We start from the raw sequence: 19,705 nt of genomic DNA, 5'->3' as shown, positions 1-19,705 counted from the left end.
AAAAACTGGGCATTATCCGTTGCCGGGCACGGGTTGCCAACCTTGAGGCCGGGATCAGTACAGGTCTACCGGGTCTACATCCAGCGACCAGCGTACCTGGCGACCGCCGGGCAGCCCCTCCAACACTAGCAGCCAGGCGCTGATCAGCCGGTGCAACGGCGCTCTGGCGCTGGCCTGCAAGAGTAGCTGGGCACGATAGCGACCGGCGCGGCGCTCCATCGGCGCTGGCACCGGGCCGAGCAATTCGATGCCATGCAGACCCTGTTCGGCCAGCAATCGTTCGGCGGCGCTGCAGGCTTCGTCGAGAAAACCCTCGGCCTGGCCGGGTTTGTGCGCTTCGGCGCGCAGCAGGGCGAGGTGGGCGAACGGTGGCAGGCCGGCGGCGCGGCGCTCGCTCAGCGCTTGTTCGGCGAAGGCGAAATAGCCCTGTTCGGTCAGTTGCACCAATAAAGGATGGTCGGCCAGGTGGGTCTGGATGATCACCTTGCCCGGCTCCTCGGCCCGGCCGGCGCGACCGGCGACCTGCACGATCAATTGCGCCATGCGCTCGCTGGCGCGGAAGTCGCCGGAAAACAGCCCGCCGTCGGCGTCGAGGATCGCCACCAGGGTGACCCGCGGAAAGTGATGCCCTTTGGCGAGCATCTGCGTGCCCACCAGAATGCATGGCTGGCCGCGCTGGATGGTGGCGAACAACTGATTCATCGCGTCCTTGCGCGCGGTGCTGTCGCGGTCCACCCGCAGCACCGGAAAATCGGGAAACAGGATGTTCAGGCGTTCCTCGGCGCGCTCGGTGCCGGCGCCCACGGGGCGCAGATCGACATGGCTGCATTGCGGGCACTGGCGCGGCACGCGCTCGTCGTAGCCGCAGTGGTGGCAGCGCAGTTCGCCGGAACGTTGGTGCACGGTCATGCGAGCGTCGCAGCGCGGGCACTCCGACAGCCAGCCGCAGTCGTGGCAGAGCAGGGTCGGGGCGAAGCCGCGGCGGTTGAGGAACACCAGTACCTGCTGGCCGGCGGCAAGGGTCTGGGCGATGGCCTGTTGCATAGGCCCGCTGATACCGCTGTCCAGTGGCCGGCTCTTCACGTCCAGGCGCAAGAAGCGCGGGGCCTGGGCGCCCCCGGCGCGATGGTTCAGGCGCAGCAGGCCGTAGCGTCCGGAATGGGCGTTGTGCAGGCTTTCCAGCGAAGGCGTTGCCGACCCCAGCAGGATCGGAATGTTTTCCTGGCGCGCACGCACCAGTGCCAGGTCGCGGGCGTGGTAGCGCAGGCCTTCCTGCTGTTTATAGGAGCCGTCGTGTTCCTCGTCGATGATGATCAGGCCGGGGTTCTTCATCGGGGTGAACAGGGCCGAGCGGGTTCCGATGATGATATCGGCCTCGCCGTCGCGGGCGGCGAGCCAGGCGTCCAGGCGTTCGCGGTCATTGACCGCCGAGTGCAGCAGGGCGATGCGGGCGTTGAAGCGCTGCTCGAAGCGGGCCAGGGTCTGCGGACCGAGGTTGATCTCGGGAATCAGGATCAGCGCCTGCTTGCCGGCCTCGAGGGTCTCGCGGATCAGTTGCAGGTAGACCTCGGTCTTGCCACTGCCAGTGACCCCGGCCAGGAGGAAGGCGTGGAAACTGTCGAAGCCGGCGCGCACGGCGTGGAAAGCGGCGCGCTGCTCGTCGTTGAGCGGAAGCTCCGGCTGCGCCAGCCAGTGTTCGTGACGGACCTGCGGGGCGTGACGGCGGACTTCGACCTGCACCAGTTCCTTGGCCAGCAGCAGGTCGAGGCTGTCCTTGCTCAGCCCCAGCTTGCCCAGCAGGCCGTGGGCGACGCCATGAGGGTGCTGGGCCAGCGTGGTGAGGGCTTCGCGCTGGCGCGGGGCGCGAGCGATACGCGGGTCGTCGAAGCGTGCGCCGGGAGCGATCTGCCAGAAGCGTTCCTGTCGCGCCTCGGCTGGCTCGCCCTGGCGCAGCATCACCGGCAGCGCCCAGCTCAGGGTGTCGCCGAGGCTGTGCTGGTAGTACTGGGCTGTCCACAGGCAGAGCTTGAACAATGCCGGCGGCAGCGGTGACACCGGATCGAGCAGGGCGATGGCCGGCTTGAGCTTGTCGGCCGGAACTTCACTCTGTTCAGCGACCTCCACCAGGATGCCGATCATCTCGCGACGACCGAAGGGTACGCGCACCCGCATGCCCGGCGTCAGCGCCTGCCGGGCCATGCTTGCCGTAGCCCTGTAGTCGAACAGTCGCCGCAGGGGCGAGGGCAGGGCTAGGCGAAGAATGACGTCGGACACGCGGAGAATTCTCTGTAAGGGTAATTCCAGATGCCCGCGAGCCTAGCAGACGACGGTCGGTGTGAGCGACAACTTGCGTTGACGGCAGCCTCTGGTATTATTCGCCGCCTAATTACGTGCGGTATTCAACAATGGTGTTGGGTGGCGGCACGCAGTCGAGGAAATCACCATGAAACCAGATGTTCACCCGAATTACGTAGCTGTTGACGTCACCTGCTCGTGCGGCAACAAGTTCGAAACCCGTTCCACCTTCGGCAAAGCACTGCCGATCGACGTGTGCAACGAGTGCCACCCGTTCTACACCGGTAAGCAGAAAGTCCTGGACACCGGCGGCCGCGTTCAGAAGTTCGCAGACCGTTTCGGCGCGTTCAGCACCAAGAAGTAAGAATGCGCGAGGCTGGCCCTTTGGGTTTTGCCCTGTTGCTGAAGAAGGCGTCCCTTGTGGGCGCCTTTTTTGTGGGCGCGATCTGGCAATTGCCGGCCCTTGCCTTCTGTCCGGTACCGTCTGGCCTGGAGCCGGCGAGCGTGCGCAGCGTGGTCGATGGCGACACGTTGCGTCTGGATGACGGTCGCAGCGTGCGGCTGATCGGTATCAACGCGCCGGAAATCGGCCGCAAGGGGAAGCGCAGCGAGGCCTTTGCCGAGACGGCCCGTCGGCGCCTCGAATCCCTGGTGCGGCAGAGTGGCGGTCGCGTCGGCCTGTTGCCGGGCGTGGAGCCGCGGGACAAATATGGCCGCACCCTGGCCCATGTCTATGGCAGCTCTGGCGACAATTTCGAGGCGGTGCTGCTGGGCGAGGGGTTGGGCTACCGGGTGGCGGTGGCGCCCAATGTGCGCCTGCGCGACTGCCAGCAGCAGGCCGAACAGGCTGCGCGCCGGGCGGGCGCTGGTGTGTGGCGTCACTCGCCGGTAGCGGCTGCCGCCCGTCTGGAGCGCTCCGGGTTCGCTGTGGTGGGCGGTACTGTAAGGCGTATCGAACGCAATCGCGGTGGCATCTGGATCGAAGTCGACGATGCACTGGTGGTGCAGGTGCCGGCGAGACTGCAACGCAACTTCCCGGCCTCCTTCACCTCCGGCCTGGAAGGGCGGCGTATCGAAGTCCGTGGCTGGGTGCTGGATCGTTCCCGCAAGGGCGGGCTCAAACCGGGTCAGCGACGCTGGCTGTTGCCATTGACCGACCCAAGCATGCTGGAGAGGGTTCGATGATAAAAAATTGTGCACATTTTTAAAGTCGATTGTGCACACTCAAACCCTTATGCCACGCGGTTCTTGGCGGAAAGTCGTAGGTTAAAGCCCTTGACACAAGTGACCGGCCAGTCTTGTCGGCCCTTTGCTCTTTGCGTATCCTCGGCGGTCCGTCAGAACAGTAAACAAGCGGAATGCCCACCATGTCAGACCTGAAAACCGCCGCTCTCGAATATCATGCTCAGCCTCGTCCGGGGAAACTGAGCGTCGAGCTCACCAAACCAACCGCAACTGCACGTGACCTGGCGCTGGCCTACAGCCCGGGCGTCGCGGAGCCTGTGCGTGAAATTGGTCGCGATCCCGAGCTGGCGTACCAGTACACCGGCAAAGGCAACCTGGTAGCAGTGATCTCCGACGGTACCGCCATTCTGGGCCTGGGTAACCTCGGCCCACTGGCCTCCAAGCCGGTCATGGAAGGCAAGGGTGTTCTGTTCAAGCGTTTCGCCGGTATCGACGTATTCGACATCGAAGTCGACTCCGAAAGCCCGCAAGCCTTCATCGACACCGTCAAGCGCATCTCCATCACCTTCGGTGGCATCAACCTGGAAGACATCAAGGCGCCTGAGTGCTTCGAGATCGAGCGCGCCCTGATCGAGCAGTGCGACATCCCGGTCTTCCACGACGACCAGCACGGCACCGCCATCGTGACCGCCGCCGGCATGATCAACGCCCTGGAAATCGCGGGCAAAACCCTGGGCGAGGCCAAGATCGTCTGCCTGGGCGCCGGTGCTGCCGCCATCTCCTGCATGAAACTGCTGGTGAGCATGGGTGCCAAGGTCGAAAACATCTTCATGATCGACCGTACCGGCGTGATCCACGCTGGCCGTGACGACCTGAACCAGTACAAGGCCGTCTTCGCCCACGCCACCGACAAGCGCACCCTGGCTGACGCCCTGGAAGGCGCTGACGTGTTCGTCGGTCTGTCCGGTCCGAACCTGCTGAGCCCTGAAGGCCTGAAGTCCATGGCCGCCAACCCGATCGTGTTCGCCTGCTCCAACCCTGATCCGGAAATCTCCCCGGAACTGGCGCACGCGACCCGTAACGACGTGATCATGGCGACCGGTCGTTCCGACTACCCGAACCAGGTCAACAACGTTCTGGGCTTCCCGTTCATCTTCCGTGGTGCCCTGGACGTTCGCGCCAAGCGCATCAACGAAGAAATGAAGATTGCAGCCGCCAACGCCCTGAAAGACCTGGCCAAGCTGCCGGTTCCGAAGGAAGTGTGCGAAGCGTACAAAGTGGACGCGCTGGAATTTGGCCGTGGCTACATCATTCCGAAGCCACTGGACCCACGCCTGCTCAACGTCGTTTCCGATGCCGTGGCCAAGGCTGCCATCGAATCCGGCGTAGCGACCCTGCCGTATCCGAAGCACTACCCGCTGAACAGCGTGGACGAAGTGTTCAACGGTTGATCCGCTGAGCAAACAAAAAACCCGGCTCTGGTGAGTCGGGTTTTTTTTTAGCTGCAAGTTGCAAGCTGTAAGCGACAAGAGAAAGCGGTGGTGTTGCTGATGGCTCTTTCTTGCAGCTTGCAGCTCAGAAGCGCTCTGAGCCTCAAGCTGCAAGCCATAAGCGGCAAGAGAAGGCGGTAGGTGTTGCTGACGGCTCTTTCTTGCAGCTTGTAGCTTGAAGCTTGCAGCTCAGAAACGCTCTGAGCCTCAAGCTGCAAGCCATAAGCGGCAAGAGAAAGCGCTGGTGTTGCTGGCGGCTTTTTCTTGCAGCTTGCAGCTTGAAGCTTGCAACTCAGAAGAGGTCCATCGGTGCCGCTTCATCCGCCGGCAGCGGGCTGCCTGGCGCACTGCCGTTGCCCAGTTCATTCACCGAAGGCGGTGTGTCCTCGGCTTTGAACAGTTCGAAGTAGGCATTCGGTGTGCCGGGCGTCGCCGCTCGGCCACTGACCGGATCGATGCGCAGGCTGAGGATGCCTTCCGGCTCCGGCAGTTGATGCTCGGGCTTGCCCTTGAGCGCCGGTCCCATGAAGTTCATCCAGATCGGCAGCGACACGGTACCGCCGTATTCGCGGCGGCCCAGGGTCTCCGGCTGGTCGAATCCGGTCCAGACAGTCGTTACGTAGTCGGCGTTGTAGCCGGAGAACCAGGCGTCCTTGGACTCGTTGGTGGTCCCGGTCTTGCCGGCCAGGTCGCCACGACCCAGGGCCAGGGCCCGGCGTCCGGTACCGCGCTTGATCACGTCTTCCAGCATGCTGGTGAGGATATAGCTGGTGCGGCCATCGATGATCCGTTCGGCCATCACCGGCGCTTGCGGCAGGCCGCCTGTTGCTCCCGGCTGGTCCACAGAGATCGGCTGGGCCTGCGGCGCGGCGATACCGGCCTGGGCTTCGTGCCCGGACGGCGTGCGGGCAGGGTTGGCGGTGAACAGGGTCTCGCCGTTACGGCTTTCGATGCGCTCGATCAGGTAAGGGCTGATCTTGTAGCCGCCGTTGGCGAACGCACTCCAGCCGGTGGCAATCTCCATGGGCGTCAGGGTCGCGGTGCCCAGTGCCAGGGACAGGTTGCGCGGCAGGTCCTGCTTGTTGAAACCGAACTTGGCGATGTAATCGATGGTGCTGTCTACGCCCATGCTCTGCAGCAGGCGGATCGACACCAGGTTGCGCGACTTGTACAGCGCCTCGCGCATGCGGATCGGGCCAAGGAAGGTGTTGGTGTCGTTCTTCGGACGCCAGACCTTGTCCAGATACTCGTCGACGAACACGATCGGTGCGTCGTTCACCAGGCTGGCAGCGGTGTAGCCGTTGTCCAGGGCGGCGCTGTAGACGAACGGCTTGAAGCTCGAGCCCGGCTGGCGCTTGGCCTGCATGGCGCGGTTGTAGTTGCTCTGTTCGAAGGAGAAACCGCCGACCAGGGCACGGATTGCGCCGTTGTTCGGGTCAAGGGTTACCAGCGCGCTCTGCGCACCGGGTACCTGGCTGAAGGCCAGGGTGTTATCGGCCATGCGCCGGACGCGGATCAGGTCGCCGATCTGCGCCACGTCGGAAGGCTGCGCGGGGCTGCGGCCCTGGCTGTTGGTGTTGATGAACGGGCGGGCCCACTTCATGGTGTCCCAGGCCACGCTCGCTTCATCGCCGGAGCGGGTCAGCACGCGCAGGCCGGTCTTCTCCACCTGGGTGACGATGGCGGGTTCCAGGCCGCCCATGGTCCGTTGCTTGCTCAGCTCCTGCAGCCAGGCGGCACGGGTCTTGCCCGGCAGGCGCGACTCGGGGCCGCGATAGCCATGGCGATGGTCGTATTCGCTGAGTCCATCGAGCACCGCCTTGTTGGCGATTTCCTGCAGGTCGCTCGGAACGGTCGTGGTGACCCGGAAACCTTCGGTGTAGGCATCGCTGCCATAGCGACCGACCATTTCGGCACGGGCCATCTCGGCGATGTAGGGCGCATTCACTTCCGGCGTCGGTACGTGATAGCTGGCGTTCAACGGTTCGGCTAGCGCCGCCTGGTAGCTGGCTTCGTCGATCTTGCCCAGTTTGTACATGCGCCCGAGGATCCAGTCGCGGCGCTCCTTGGCGCGGGCCGGGTTGGCCAGCGGGTTGAAGCGCGACGGCGCCTTCGGCAGGCCGGCGATCATCGCCATCTGCGCCAGGCTGATGTCGCGGATCGACTTGCCGTAGTACACCTGCGCCGCGGCCTCGATGCCGTAGGCGCGGTTACCCAGGTAGATCTTGTTGACGTAGAGCTCGAGGATTTCGTCCTTGGTCAGCTCGCGCTCGATCTGCAGGGCCAGGAGGATCTCGTTGGTCTTGCGCGAGAAGCTGCGCTCGCTGGTCAGGAAGAAGTTCTTCGCCACCTGCATGGTGATGGTGCTGCCGCCGGTCTGGATGTGCCCGGACTTGAGCAGTTGAGTGGCAGCCCGCATCAGGCTGCTGGGGTCGACGCCGTAGTGATTGAGGAAATTATCGTCTTCGGCTGACAGCAACGCCTGAATGAAGTGTGGGGGAATATCCGCAAAACGGATGGGAGAGCGCCGCATTTCGCCAAACTCGGCGATCAGCTTGCCGTCACTGCTGTAGACCCTCAGCGGTATCTGCAACTGGATGCTTCGCAGCGCCTCGACCGACGGAAGGCTGGGACTAAGATACAGAAACGCACCGCTCAGACCGAGAACGGCTGCGCAAATGACTGCGACGAAAGACCACCAGAAGAACTTCAGCAGGCGTATCAAGGCTTTGGGATGTCCAGTAGGAAATTGGGGTTGAGCGCAGAGGCCGGGAGGGCCAAAAAACGCTGGGCATTATAAGCAATTTTCACTTCCCCGCGTGATTCGCGCCGGCTGTCAGGGCGCGGCATCGCTGCGGTCGCTTCCATGGAAACGGAAGCGCAGCGGGGATCGATCATGGAGGAAACAGGATGTTTGGACGTGTGGGCAGGGATGCCGGTTCACTGCTGGGGGTGGAAATTGCCTCCGGTTCCATCAGGGTGCTGCAACTGAAAGGCCGAGGGCGGCAGCCGGGGGTGCGTGGCTGGGCCGTGGAACCCTTGCCACCGGGGGCTTTGGTCGATGGTCGGGTGGTGGCCCACGAGGCGGTCGCCAGTGCGTTGCTGCGGGCGCTGGGCCGTAGCGGTGCGAACACCCGCGATGTGGCCCTTTCGGTGCCGGCTTCGGCGGTGATCCAGCGCACCGTGGCCATGCCGGCTGCGCTGGACGATGACGAAATCGACGAGCGGTTGCGTGCAGAAGCCGAGCAATTCGTGCCTTTTTCCATCGAGGAGGCGGCGCTGGATTATCAGGTCTGCTCGGTCGCTTCGGGCACCCTTGGCGTGGCGTTCACCGCCTGTCGCCAGGAGTGGCTCGACAGCCTCGAAGCCGTGATGGACCTGTCCGGCCTGCGGGCGCGGATCGTCGATATCGATACCCATGCCTGGCGGCGGGTTCTGCGGCGTGAGCCCATGGGCGACGCGGCGATTCTGCTGCTGGAGCACGACAACTGGGTTTTCCTGGCCTTCCGGGCCGATGGCGATCTGTCGTTCAGCGAGCGGCAGGCGCCCGGCGAGCCGCAGTCGCAACTGGAGCGGCTGGTGGACTTCGTCGACCTTTGCCTGCTGCGCGAGCCCGGCGCGATGCCTGATCACCTGTGGCTCGCGGGCGACCGCGCCGGCTGGGAAGGCTTGCCCGAACATCTCAGGCAGCGGCTCGGCATCACCGCTCGCGTGTTCGACCCGCTGGCATCGCTGCAGCTTCAGGGCGACGACCGGCTGGCCAGTGCCGCGCCTGTGCTTGGCGTAGCGTGCGGCCTGGCTCTGCGGGGGTATTGCTGATGCATGAGGTCAATCTGCTGCCCTGGCGTCAATGGGAGCACCGGCGCACGATTCGCCGTTGGCAAGGCAGCATGCTCGCCGCTGTGCTTTTCGGTGGGCTGTTGATGCTGGCGTGCACAGCCCAGCTCAAGGAAGGCCTGGCCGAGCAGTTGCGGGAGAGTGCCCGCCTCGACGAGCGCCTGGCCGGGCTCGAAGGGCCGCTGGCGCAAGGTGCGGCGCTCCAGGCTCAGGTGCAGGCGCTGGTCGAGCAGCGAAACGAGCTGGATGCCCTGCAAGCGCAGCGATTGGGGGCTGGAGACCTGTTGGCCGTGCTGGCCCGGGCGGTGCCGGCGCAGGTCAGGCTCGACGCGGTGCAACTGTCGGGCGTCGAGCTGAGCGTGTCCGGTGTGGCGCGTTCGGGCAGTGAGGTTGCGCAGCTGCTTTGGGCCCTGGATCAATCCCCCGGGATGGGGCCTGCCGAATTGCGGGATGTGGAGCGTTCTGCGGCGGGGGAGCGCTTTCAGATCACTGTCAGCCTCCGCCCGGTGGCGCCCAGGGAGGCTGCATGAACATCGCGCTGAATTGGTCGGATCTCGTCAAGTGTCGCTGGCCGATCAAGGCCTTGCTTTTGCTGGCGTGCCTGTTGCCGGGGCCGATCGTCGGCTATTTCTTTCACGGGCGCGCCCTGGTCGCGGAGTTCGAGCAGGCCAAGGCCCGGCACGAAAGGGTGCAGCGGCAATGGCAGGGCCTGGCGACGGAGACGGAAGGTCAGGGCGTGGAGGCTGACCTTCGTGGATTGCAGGCGGAGTTGGCGCAGCGTCGGGACGAACTGTTCGATGACGATGGGCTGGCGAGCCTGTTGCAAGGGTTGGCCAGGCTGGGCGCCGACCTGAGTTTCGAGCAGGTTCGGGTGGGCGAGCCCCTGGCGCGGTCACATTTTCTCGAAGTCCCGATCGATTTGCGGGTGTCGGGTCACTACCAGCCGTTGCAACGTTTTCTCGTCGAGCTTGCCGGGCTGGATCGTCTGGTCACCCTGAAGTCGCTGAGTCTGGGCGTGTCGAGTCAGCCGGTAGCCGGTCCGCTGAGCATGCAGTTGCAGATCCAGGCCTATCGCGCCCTTTCTCCGGCGCCGCTGGAGGCGGCGCTCGTACCTCTGTCCAACGGCGCGCGCGACCCGTTCGCGGCAGACGATTCGCTGGCCAACGCTGTGGTGCTGGACCAGGCGGCAATGGTCGGGTATCTGCGCGATCGCGCTGGTCAGGTGGCCGTGATCCGGGTGGGCGAAGTGGTTTATCCGTTGCGTGAAGGCGACTGGCTGGGGGCGGAACGGGTGGCGGCGATCGATGAGAAACGCGTTGAACTGATTGCGCCGGAGCGTCTCGGTGGAGTCGCCCGGGTCTTGCGTCTTGGGGCATTGGTCGAAGGATGAAAGGAAACTCCATGAACAGGATGTTCAGGTGGCTGGGTTTTTGCCTGCTGTGGATGTCGCCGTGGGCGAGCGCGCTGCCGGCACCGGGCGGGTACAGCGGCAAGCCGTTGTCGCTCAATTTTCAGGATGTCGAGATTCGCGCGGTGCTCCAGGTGCTGGCTGATTTCAACGGGGCCAACCTGGTGGTCAGTGATGCAGTGCAGGGCCGGGTGACCTTGCGTTTGCAGGAGGTGCCCTGGGATCAGGCGCTGGACACCGTGCTACGCAGCAAGGGGTTGGGCAAACGCCTGGACGGCAATGTACTGATGGTTGCGCCCCTGGCGGAACTGGGTGCGGTCGCAAGCGTGATGCCCGGCTATCGGGAGCAGGCGTTGTTGCAGGTCAGGCATGCCCGGGCCACGGATATCGCTGCGCTGTTCCAGCCGCTGCTGCAGGACAGCCCCGACGACGAGCCGTGGGGTGCCATCAGCGTGGACGAACGCACCAACATGCTGATTACCAGCCAGCGTCCAGAGCGGCTGGAAACCCTGCGGCGCCTGCTGGTGCAACTGGATGTGCCGGTTCGGCAGATCATGATCGAGGCGCGAATCGTCGAGGCCAATGTCGATTACGAACGTGGCCTGGGGGTTCGCTGGGGTGGTTCGCTGGCGGGAGGCCGACTGAAAGGCGCGGAGGAGGCGTCTCCGCTGTTCGTCGATCTCGGACTGGAAAACCCCAAGCCGGGGATCGGCTTCGGCCTGCTGGGGGATGGGCGCCTGCTCGACCTCGAGCTCAGCGCAATGGAGAAGTCTGGCAACGGCGAGATCATCTCGCAACCGAAGGTCATGACCGCTGACAAGGAGACCGCGCGCATTCTCAAGGGTAGCGAAGTGCCGTATCAGGAGTCGGGGGCCAACGGCAGCACATCGACCACGTTCCGCGAGGCGTCGCTGTCGCTGGAGGTCACGCCGCAGATACTGCCTGGCGGCCAGGTGAGCATGCAGGTCAAGGTCACCAAGGACGAACCCGACTACCTCAATACCCAGGCCGGGATTCCGCCGATTCGCAAGAACGAGGTCACCGCTCGGGTGCAAATCGCCGACGGCCAGACCATCGTCATCGGCGGCGTCTACTCGACCAGCAAAAGTAAAGTTGAGGATAAGGTGCCATTTTTCGGCGATGTGCCGTATGTTGGGCGGCTGTTTCGTCGCTCCACCGTCCAAGAGAAAAAATCCGAGCTGCTGGTCTTCCTGACTCCGCGTATCATGAATGACCAGGCGATTGCTGTGAGTCATTGATTCTGTGCGAAATTTGATACTTGTTGGGCCGATGGGTGCTGGCAAAAGCACCATCGGCCGCCTGCTTGCCAAAGAACTGCGCCTGCCATTCAAGGATTCCGACAAGGAAATTGAGTTGCGCACGGGTGCCAATATTCCGTGGATCTTCGATAAGGAAGGCGAGCCCGGTTTTCGTGACCGCGAGCAGGCCATGATCGCCGAGCTGTGCGCCGCCGACGGCGTGGTGCTGGCCACCGGTGGCGGCGCCGTGATGCGCGATGCCAACCGCAAGGCGCTGCACGATGGCGGCCGGGTCATTTACCTGCATGCCTCGGTGGAGCAGCAGGTCGGGCGCACCGCCCGTGACCGCAATCGCCCTCTGCTGCGTACCGCCAATCCCGAGGAAACCCTGCGCAACCTGCTGGCGCTTCGCGACCCGCTCTACCGGGAAATCGCCGACCTGGTGGTGGAAACCGACGAGCGGCCGCCGCGCATGGTGGTACTGGATATTCTCGAACGCTTGCAGAAGTTGCCGCCTCGTTAAGGCATGACTATCCTCGGCGACCAGTCATGCCGTGACAGGGCAATTCGTTATCGCGCGGGGCGAGCCTTCGATCCCGCGTCTTCGTTCTTTGTGGGGACACATGCAGACACTTAAGGTCGAACTGGGCGAACGCAGCTACCCGATCTACATCGGTGAGGGCCTGCTGGATCAGCCTGAACTGTTGGCACCGCATATCGCAGGCCGGCAGGTCGCCATCGTTTCCAACGAGACCGTCGCACCGCTGTATCTGGAACGCCTGCGTCGCACGCTCGGCGCGTATTCGGTGCTGCCGGTGGTGCTTCCCGATGGCGAAGCCTTCAAGAACTGGGAAACCCTGCAACTGATCTTCGATGCCCTGCTCACCGCCCGGCACGATCGCCGCACCACCGTCGTCGCCCTCGGCGGCGGCGTCATCGGTGACATGGCCGGCTTCGCAGCCGCCTGCTACCAGCGTGGTGTGGACTTCATCCAGGTGCCAACCACGTTGCTGTCCCAGGTCGATTCCTCCGTCGGCGGCAAGACCGGCATCAACCACCCGCTGGGCAAGAACATGGTGGGTGCCTTCTACCAGCCCAACGCCGTGGTGATCGATACCGCCAGCCTGCGCACCCTGCCGGCCCGCGAGTTGTCGGCGGGCCTTGCCGAAGTGATCAAGTACGGCCTGATCTGCGACGAGCCGTTCCTCGGCTGGCTGGAAGACAATGTCGACGCCTTGCGCGCGCTCGACGCTGTTGCCCTGACCGACGCCATCCATCGTTCCTGCGCGGCCAAGGCTGCCGTGGTCGGTGCCGACGAGCGCGAGACCGGCGTGCGGGCTACGCTGAACCTCGGTCATACCTTCGGCCACGCCATCGAAACCCAGATGGGCTACGGCGTGTGGCTGCATGGCGAGGCCGTGGCGGCGGGTACGGTGATGGCGCTGGAAATGTCCATGCGCCTGGGCTGGATCAGCCAGCAGGCGCGTGATCGCGGTATTCGCCTGCTGCAGCGCGCCGGCTTGCCGGTGGTGCCACCGCAGGACATGACCCCCGCGCAGTTCATGCAGCATATGTCGGTGGACAAGAAAGTCCTCGACGGCCGCATGCGTCTGGTGTTGCTGCGTCACCTGGGCGAGGCCGTGGTGACCGACGACTATCCGCAAGAGATTCTTCAGGCAACGCTGGCGGCGGATTACCGCGCCATCGTCGCCCAGCTTTGAGGTTGATGAGAGCCCGATGACCAGTTTGCATGCCGATGAGGCCTTTCTCGGCCACTACCAGTTGAACCACGACCCGTTCGCTGCCCGCGTTCCGGGGTTCAAGTTTTTCCCCGCCCAGCGCAAACCGGTGCTGGGGCAACTCCATCACCTCGCCCGTTACAGCCAGTTGCTGCTGGTGGTCACCGGGCCGCAGGGCGCCGGCAAGACGCTGCTGCGTCAGGCACTGGTTGCCAGCACCAACAAGCAGTCGGTGCAGAGCGTGGTGGTGTCCGCCCGTAGTGCCAACGATGCGGCCGGTGTCCTGGCTCAGGTTGCACAGTCGCTGAATGTGGCCAAGGCCGAAGTGCCGGCGATCCTGTCCCAGGTGGTGCAGCTGGGGCTCACCGGGCAGGAAGTGTATTTGCTGGTGGACGACGCGGAACAACTTGGCGAGTCGGCACTCCAAGCGTTGCTGGAACTGGCGGCAGGCACGGCGGAAGGCCGTCCTCATGTGTTCCTGTTCGGCGAGCCTTCGCTGATCGCTGGCCTGGATGCGCTGGAAACCGAAGAAGAGCGCTTCCATGTCATCGAGCTGCAGCCTTACACCGAGGAAGAAACCCGGGAATACCTGGAGCAGCGCCTGGAAGGCGCGGGCCGCGGCATCGAGGTGTTCACCGCTGAGCAGGTCGCCGATATCCATCAAAACTCCGAAGGCTGGCCCGGGAACATCAACCAGGTCGCCCGCGATACCTTGATCGAAGCCATGATCGCCAGCCGCTCGACGGCGAAGCGACCATCAGTGGGGTTCAAAATGCCGAAGAAACATGTGCTGGCTCTGTCTGCCGTCGTCGTGGTCGCTGTGGGCGCTGCGGTGCTGATGCCGAAGAAAGGCGATCAGCCTGCCACCGGCGCACCTGCCGAACAGGCGCAACTGCCGCTCGGTCAGGGCAAGCCGAGCAACGCACAATCGAACAATGGCGGGCCGGCAATCGAGTTTGCCGGCTCCTCGCAACCGATGCCGCTGCCGCTGGTGGGGCAATCCCAGCCGGTGATGCGGGGTCCGTTGGCGGAGTCCACCGGCATGAACGAAGGCGAAGAATCCGGTCCGGCCGGCAACACCGCGCTGCAGCCGCCGACGGTCACCACCATCGCACCGCCCGCGGGCGCCGAAGCCGGCCCGGCCCCGACACCGGCCCAGCCGATCCAGCCGTCCCAGACCCTCGCTTCCGCCCAGCCGGTTGCACCGGCTCATCAATCCGTCGCACCGGCTGCGAGCAAGCCGGTTGCACCTGCGACCAAGCCAGTGACCGAGGTCGCCACTGCCAAGCCGGCCGCTCCTGCGGCCAAGCCTGCGGAAAAACCGGCGACCAACCCTGCCGCCGCACCCGCAGGCGGAGGCTGGTATGCCTCGCAGGCACCGGGCAACTACGTGGTGCAGATCCTCGGCACCAGCTCCGAGGCAACGGCCCAGGCCTATGTCAAAGCCCAGGGTGGCGACTATCGCTACTTCAAGAAAAACCTGCAGGGCAAGCCGCTGTTCGTCATCACCTACGGCAACTTCTCCAGCCGCGATGCCGCACTGAATGCCATCAAAGCCTTGCCAGCCAAGGTCCAGGCTGGTAAACCTTGGCCTCGCACTGTCGCAAGCGTCCAACAAGAGCTCGCTGCGACGCGCTGATAACGCCTGATCCAGGTGGCACCTACCCCCGCCGCCTGATCAACCTCTGAATTCTCAGGCAGCCTGCTGTGCTTATGCGCGGCAGGCTTTTCTGTCCCAGACTGCCGGCCACAAGCCCGTCTTGCAGTCATGGCTGAAACGCTTCAGACTCAAGCATCGCCGTTACCACGGCACTCGCTTAAAAACATTCAAAAATGCGACATAAATTTTCACTGATGCGTCAGTAAATTTGTGAGCTTGTCTGTCGCTGTGCAACAATGGCACCCGTATTGCCCCCGCAAAGCTGGCGTTCGTTCGGCGTGGATGGTAAGTGGTGAATTAAAAGAGATTTGCCTACTTGAGAGGCGAACCTGGTGAGAAAGTGTCTATGAAAACAGGTCTGTACCATCCCGAAGAATTCAAGGACAACTGTGGTTTTGGCCTGATCGCCCATATGACGGGCGAACCCAGCCACCACCTTTTGACAACGGCTATCGAAGCCCTGACCTGCATGACCCACCGCGGCGGTATCAACGCCGACGGCAAGACCGGTGACGGTTGCGGTCTGCTGATGCAGAAGCCCGATCAGTTCCTGCGCGCCATTGCCAAGGAAACCTTCGGCAGCGAGCTGCCCAAGCAGTACGCCGTGGGCATGGTGTTCTTCAACCAGAACGACGCCAAGGCCGAAGCCGCTCGCGAAAACATGAACCGCGAAATCCTGGCTGCCGGGCTGCAACTGGTTGGCTGGCGCAAAGTGCCGATCGACACCAGCGTCCTCGGTCGCCTGGCCCTGGAGCGCCTGCCGCAGATCGAGCAGGTGTTCATCGGCGGTGAAGGCCTGAGCGATCAGGAGTTCGCCATCAAGCTGTTCAGTGCCCGTCGCCGTTCGTCGGTTGCCAACGCCGAAGACACCGACCACTACATCTGCAGCTTCTCGCACAAGACCATCATCTATAAGGGCCTGATGATGCCGGCGGACCTCGCCGCCTTCTATCCGGACCTCGGTGACGAGCGCCTGCAGACCGCGATCTGCGTGTTCCACCAGCGCTTCTCCACCAACACCCTGCCGAAGTGGCCGCTGGCGCAGCCTTTCCGCTTCCTCGCCCACAACGGCGAGATCAACACCATCACCGGTAACCGCAACTGGGCCCAGGCCCGTCGCACCAAGTTCGCGAACGAACTGATCCCGGACCTGGAAGAGCTCGGCCCGCTGGTCAACCGCGTAGGCTCCGACTCGTCCTCGATGGACAATATGCTCGAGCTGATGGTTACCGGCGGCATCGACCTGTTCCGTGGCGTGCGGATGATCATTCCGCCGGCGTGGCAGAACGTCGAGACCATGGACGCCGACCTGCGTGCCTTCTACGAATACAACTCCATGCACATGGAGCCGTGGGACGGCCCTGCCGGCGTGGTCATGACCGAAGGTCGCCACGCGGTCTGCCTGCTCGACCGCAACGGCCTGCGCCCGGCGCGCTGGGTCACCACCAAGAACGGCTACATCACCCTGGCGTCGGAAATCGGCGTGTGGGACTACAAGCCTGAAGACGTCATCGCCAAGGGCCGTGTCGGCCCGGGCCAGATCTTCGCCGTCGATACCGAGACCGGCCAGATCCTCGACACCGACGCCATCGACAACCGCCTCAAGTCGCGCCACCCGTACAAGCGCTGGCTGCGCCAGAATGCCCTGCGCATCCAGGCCGACCTGAGCGACGACCAGGGCGCGGCAAGCTACGACGCCGACCAGCTCAAGCAGTACATGAAGATGTTCCAGGTCACCTTCGAAGAGCGTGACCAGGTGCTGCGTCCGCTCGGCGAACAAGGCCAGGAAGCCGTGGGCTCCATGGGCGACGACACGCCGATGGCGATCCTGTCGCAGCGCGTGCGCTCGACCTACGACTACTTCCGCCAGCAGTTCGCGCAGGTGACCAACCCGCCGATCGACCCGCTGCGCGAAGCCATCGTCATGTCCCTGGAGATCTGCCTCGGTGCCGAGCGCAACATCTTCCAGGAATCGCCAGAGCACGCTTCGCGGGTGATCCTCAGCTCGCCTGTGATCTCGCCGGCCAAGTGGCGCTCGCTGATGAACCTCGAGCGTCCAGGCTTCGATCGTCATGTCATCGACCTCAACTACGTCGAGAGCGTCGGTCTGGAAGCGGCGGTGCGCAATATCGCCGACCAGGCCGAAGAAGCTGTGCGCGCCGGCAAGACCCAGCTGGTGCTGACCGACCGTCACATCGCGCCGGGCAAGCTGCCGGTCCACGCCTCGCTGGCTGTGGGCGCCGTGCACCACCGCCTGACCGAGAAAGGCCTGCGCTGCGACAGCAACATTCTGGTGGAAACCGCGACCGCCCGTGACCCGCACCACTTCGCCGTGCTGCTGGGCTTCGGTGCCTCGGCGGTCTACCCGTACCTGGCCTACGAAGTGCTGGCCGACCTGATCCGCACCGGCGAAGTGCTGGGCGATCTGGACGAAGTCTTCAAGTACTACCGCAAGGGCATCTCCAAGGGCCTGCTGAAGATCCTGTCGAAGATGGGCATCTCCACCATTGGCTCGTACCGCGGTGCGCAACTGTTCGAAGCGGTTGGCCTGTCCGAGGAAGTGGTCAACCTGAGCTTCCGTGGCGTTCCGAGCCGCCTGAAAGGTGCGCGCTTCGTCGACATCGAAAACGAGCAGAAGCTGCTCGCTGCCGAAGCCTGGAGCGCGCGCAAGCCGATCCAGCAGGGCGGTCTGCTGAAGTTCGTCCACGGTGGTGAGTACCACGCCTACAACCCGGACGTGGTCAACACCCTGCAAGCCGCCGTGCAGCAGGGCGACTACGAGAAGTTCAAGGAATACACCGCGCTGGTGGACAACCGTCCGGTGTCGATGATCCGCGACCTGCTCAAGGTCAAGACTGCCGACCAGGCACTGGACCTGAGCGAAGTCGAGCCGCTGGAAGCCATCCTGCAGCGCTTCGACTCCGCCGGTATCTCCCTGGGTGCACTGTCGCCGGAGGCTCACGAAGCCCTGGCCGAGGCAATGAACCGCCTGGGCGCACGCTCCAACTCCGGTGAGGGCGGCGAAGATCCATCCCGCTACGGCACCATCCGCAGCTCGAAAATCAAGCAGGTCGCCACCGGTCGCTTCGGGGTCACCCCCGAGTACCTGGTCAACGCCGAAGTGCTGCAGATCAAGGTGGCCCAAGGCGCCAAGCCGGGCGAAGGTGGTCAATTGCCAGGCGGCAAGGTCAACGGTCTGATCGCGCGTCTGCGTTACGCCGTGCCTGGTGTGACCCTGATCTCGCCTCCGCCGCACCACGACATCTACTCGATCGAAGACCTGTCGCAGTTGATCTTCGACCTCAAGCAGGTCAACCCGCAGGCACTGGTATCGGTCAAGCTGGTGGCCGAAGCCGGTGTCGGCACCATCGCCGCCGGCGTGGCCAAGGCCTACGCCGACCTCATCACCATCTCTGGTTATGACGGTGGTACCGGTGCCTCGCCACTGACCTCGATCAAGTACGCCGGCGCCCCGTGGGAACTGGGCCTGGCCGAAACCCACCAGACCCTGCGCGGCAACGACTTGCGCGGCAAGGTCCGGGTGCAGACCGACGGCGGCCTGAAAACCGGCCTCGACGTGATCAAGGCGGCAATCCTCGGTGCCGAGAGCTTTGGCTTCGGTACTGCGCCGATGATCGCCTTGGGCTGCAAATACCTGCGTATCTGCCACCTGAACAACTGCGCCACCGGCGTAGCCACCCAGAACGACAAGCTGCGCAAGGACCACTACATCGGTACCGTCGACATGGTGGTGAACTTCTTCACCTACATCGCCGAAGAAACCCGTGAGTGGCTGGCCAAGCTGGGCGTGCGCAGCCTCGGCGACCTGATCGGTCGTACCGACCTGCTGGAAATGCTGCCGGGCGAAACCGAGAAACAGAAACACCTCGACCTCAGCCCGCTGCTGGGCAGCTCGCACGTGCCGGCCGACAAGCCGCAGTTCTGTGAGGTCGACCGCAACCCGCCGTTCGACAAAGGCGTGCTGGCCGAGAAGATGGTGCAAATGGCCCTGCCGGCCATTCGCGACCTGAGCGGCGGCGAGTTCGAACTGGATATCTGCAACTGCGACCGTTCCATCGGCGCACGGATTTCCGGCGAGATCGCCCGCCTGCACGGCAACCAGGGCATGGCCAAGGCGCCGATCACCTTCCGCTTCAAGGGCACCGCTGGTCAGAGCTTCGGCGTGTGGAACGCCGGCGGCCTGAACATGCACCTGGAAGGCGACGCCAACGACTACGTCGGCAAGGGCATGACCGGTGGCAAGCTGACCATCGTGCCGCCAGCCGGCAGCCCGTTCGCGACCCAGCACAGCGCCATCGTCGGTAACACCTGCCTGTATGGCGCCACGGGCGGCAAGCTGTTCGCCGCCGGTACTGCAGGCGAGCGTTTCGCGGTGCGCAACTCGGGCGCCCACGCCATCGTCGAAGGCACGGGCGATCACTGCTGCGAATACATGACCGGCGGTTTTGTCTGCGTCCTGGGCAAGACCGGCTACAACTTCGGCTCCGGCATGACGGGCGGTTTCGCCTACGTGCTGGACATGGACAACAGCTTCGTCGACAAGCTGAACCATGAACTGGTGGAAATCCAGCGGATCACCGGCGAGGCGATGGAGGCTTACCGCAGCCATCTGCACCGCGTGCTGACCGAGTACGTCGAAGAGACCGGAAGTGAATGGGGCCGTGAGCTCTGGGAAAACCTGGACGACTACGTCCGTCGCTTCTGGCTGGTGAAGCCGAAGGCGGCGAACCTGAAGAACCTGCTGTCCAGCACCCGGGCCAACCCGCAATAAGCAGCTGCAAGTGGCAAGCCTCAAGCTGCAAGTGAAGCAG

Annotated in this window: 13 protein-coding genes; 11 read left to right on the top strand and 2 right to left on the bottom strand. The window is 64.0% G+C overall.

Translation table 11 applies throughout. The annotated features are described in order from the left end of the window. Positions 1-54: 54 nt before the first annotated feature. On the bottom strand, positions 55-2,274 hold the full coding sequence (locus AC05QJ_RS30440; RefSeq protein ID WP_476744860.1) for a primosomal protein N': 2,220 nt from the start codon (positions 2,272-2,274) through the stop codon (positions 55-57). 169 nt (positions 2,275-2,443) lie between these two features. On the opposite strand from AC05QJ_RS30440, the gene rpmE reads away from it, so the two are divergent. The 3 genes from rpmE (at position 2,444) to AC05QJ_RS30425 (ending at position 4,931) form a co-directional block, all read left to right on the top strand. Then, a complete protein-coding gene (rpmE, locus tag AC05QJ_RS30435; RefSeq protein WP_476744859.1) occupies positions 2,444-2,659 on the top strand; it encodes a 50S ribosomal protein L31 in 216 nt (71 codons plus the stop codon). 2 nt (positions 2,660-2,661) lie between these two features. Next, complete coding sequence (locus AC05QJ_RS30430; RefSeq protein ID WP_476744858.1) at positions 2,662-3,480, top strand: thermonuclease family protein; 819 nt, start codon at positions 2,662-2,664, stop codon at positions 3,478-3,480. Between the two features lie 182 nt (positions 3,481-3,662). After that, the gene (locus AC05QJ_RS30425; RefSeq protein WP_476744857.1) at positions 3,663-4,931 is read left to right on the top strand and encodes a malic enzyme-like NAD(P)-binding protein; all 1,269 of its coding nucleotides are present in this window, start codon (positions 3,663-3,665) and stop codon (positions 4,929-4,931) included. A gap of 331 nt (positions 4,932-5,262) precedes the next feature. Here the strand turns inward: AC05QJ_RS30425 and AC05QJ_RS30420 are convergent, their stop codons facing one another. After that, positions 5,263-7,692: a penicillin-binding protein 1A gene (locus AC05QJ_RS30420; RefSeq protein ID WP_476748041.1), complete on the bottom strand. Its 2,430-nt coding sequence runs from the start codon at positions 7,690-7,692 to the stop codon at positions 5,263-5,265. Positions 7,693-7,880: 188 nt separating this feature from the next. Between AC05QJ_RS30420 and pilM the strand changes: the two genes are divergently transcribed. The 8 genes from pilM (at position 7,881) to gltB (ending at position 19,665) form a co-directional block, all read left to right on the top strand. Then, a complete protein-coding gene (gene pilM, locus AC05QJ_RS30415; protein WP_476744856.1) occupies positions 7,881-8,789 on the top strand; it encodes a type IV pilus biogenesis protein PilM in 909 nt (302 codons plus the stop codon). After that, the gene (locus AC05QJ_RS30410) at positions 8,789-9,337 is read left to right on the top strand and encodes a PilN domain-containing protein (RefSeq protein ID WP_476744855.1); all 549 of its coding nucleotides are present in this window, start codon (positions 8,789-8,791) and stop codon (positions 9,335-9,337) included. Before pilM ends, AC05QJ_RS30410 begins: the two co-directional genes overlap by 1 nt. After that, positions 9,334-10,197, top strand: a complete 864-nt coding sequence (locus AC05QJ_RS30405) for a type IV pilus inner membrane component PilO (protein WP_476744854.1) — start codon at positions 9,334-9,336, stop codon at positions 10,195-10,197. Before AC05QJ_RS30410 ends, AC05QJ_RS30405 begins: the two co-directional genes overlap by 4 nt. A 20-nt stretch (positions 10,198-10,217) precedes the next feature. Further along, a complete protein-coding gene (locus tag AC05QJ_RS30400; RefSeq protein ID WP_476748040.1) occupies positions 10,218-11,474 on the top strand; it encodes a type IV pilus secretin PilQ in 1,257 nt (418 codons plus the stop codon). A 4-nt stretch (positions 11,475-11,478) separates the two neighbouring features. Beyond that, on the top strand, positions 11,479-11,997 hold the full coding sequence (gene aroK / locus AC05QJ_RS30395; protein WP_075802147.1) for a shikimate kinase AroK: 519 nt from the start codon (positions 11,479-11,481) through the stop codon (positions 11,995-11,997). 100 nt (positions 11,998-12,097) lie between these two features. Next, positions 12,098-13,195 carry a 3-dehydroquinate synthase gene (gene aroB, locus AC05QJ_RS30390; protein ID WP_476744853.1) on the top strand — a complete coding sequence of 366 codons (1,098 nt, stop codon included), beginning with the start codon at positions 12,098-12,100 and terminating at the stop codon, positions 13,193-13,195. A gap of 16 nt (positions 13,196-13,211) precedes the next feature. After that, entirely contained in the window at positions 13,212-14,852 is a 1,641-nt protein-coding gene (locus AC05QJ_RS30385; protein WP_476744852.1) for an AAA family ATPase, read from the top strand. A gap of 367 nt (positions 14,853-15,219) precedes the next feature. Next, the gene (gene gltB / locus AC05QJ_RS30380; protein ID WP_476744851.1) at positions 15,220-19,665 is read left to right on the top strand and encodes a glutamate synthase large subunit; all 4,446 of its coding nucleotides are present in this window, start codon (positions 15,220-15,222) and stop codon (positions 19,663-19,665) included. Positions 19,666-19,705: the final 40 nt, after the last annotated feature.

The organism is Pseudomonas sp. TUM25319, from assembly GCF_056388475.1.
The sequence above is the reverse complement of the archived record's forward strand: the minus strand, read 5'-3'. Positions and strand labels throughout refer to the sequence as shown.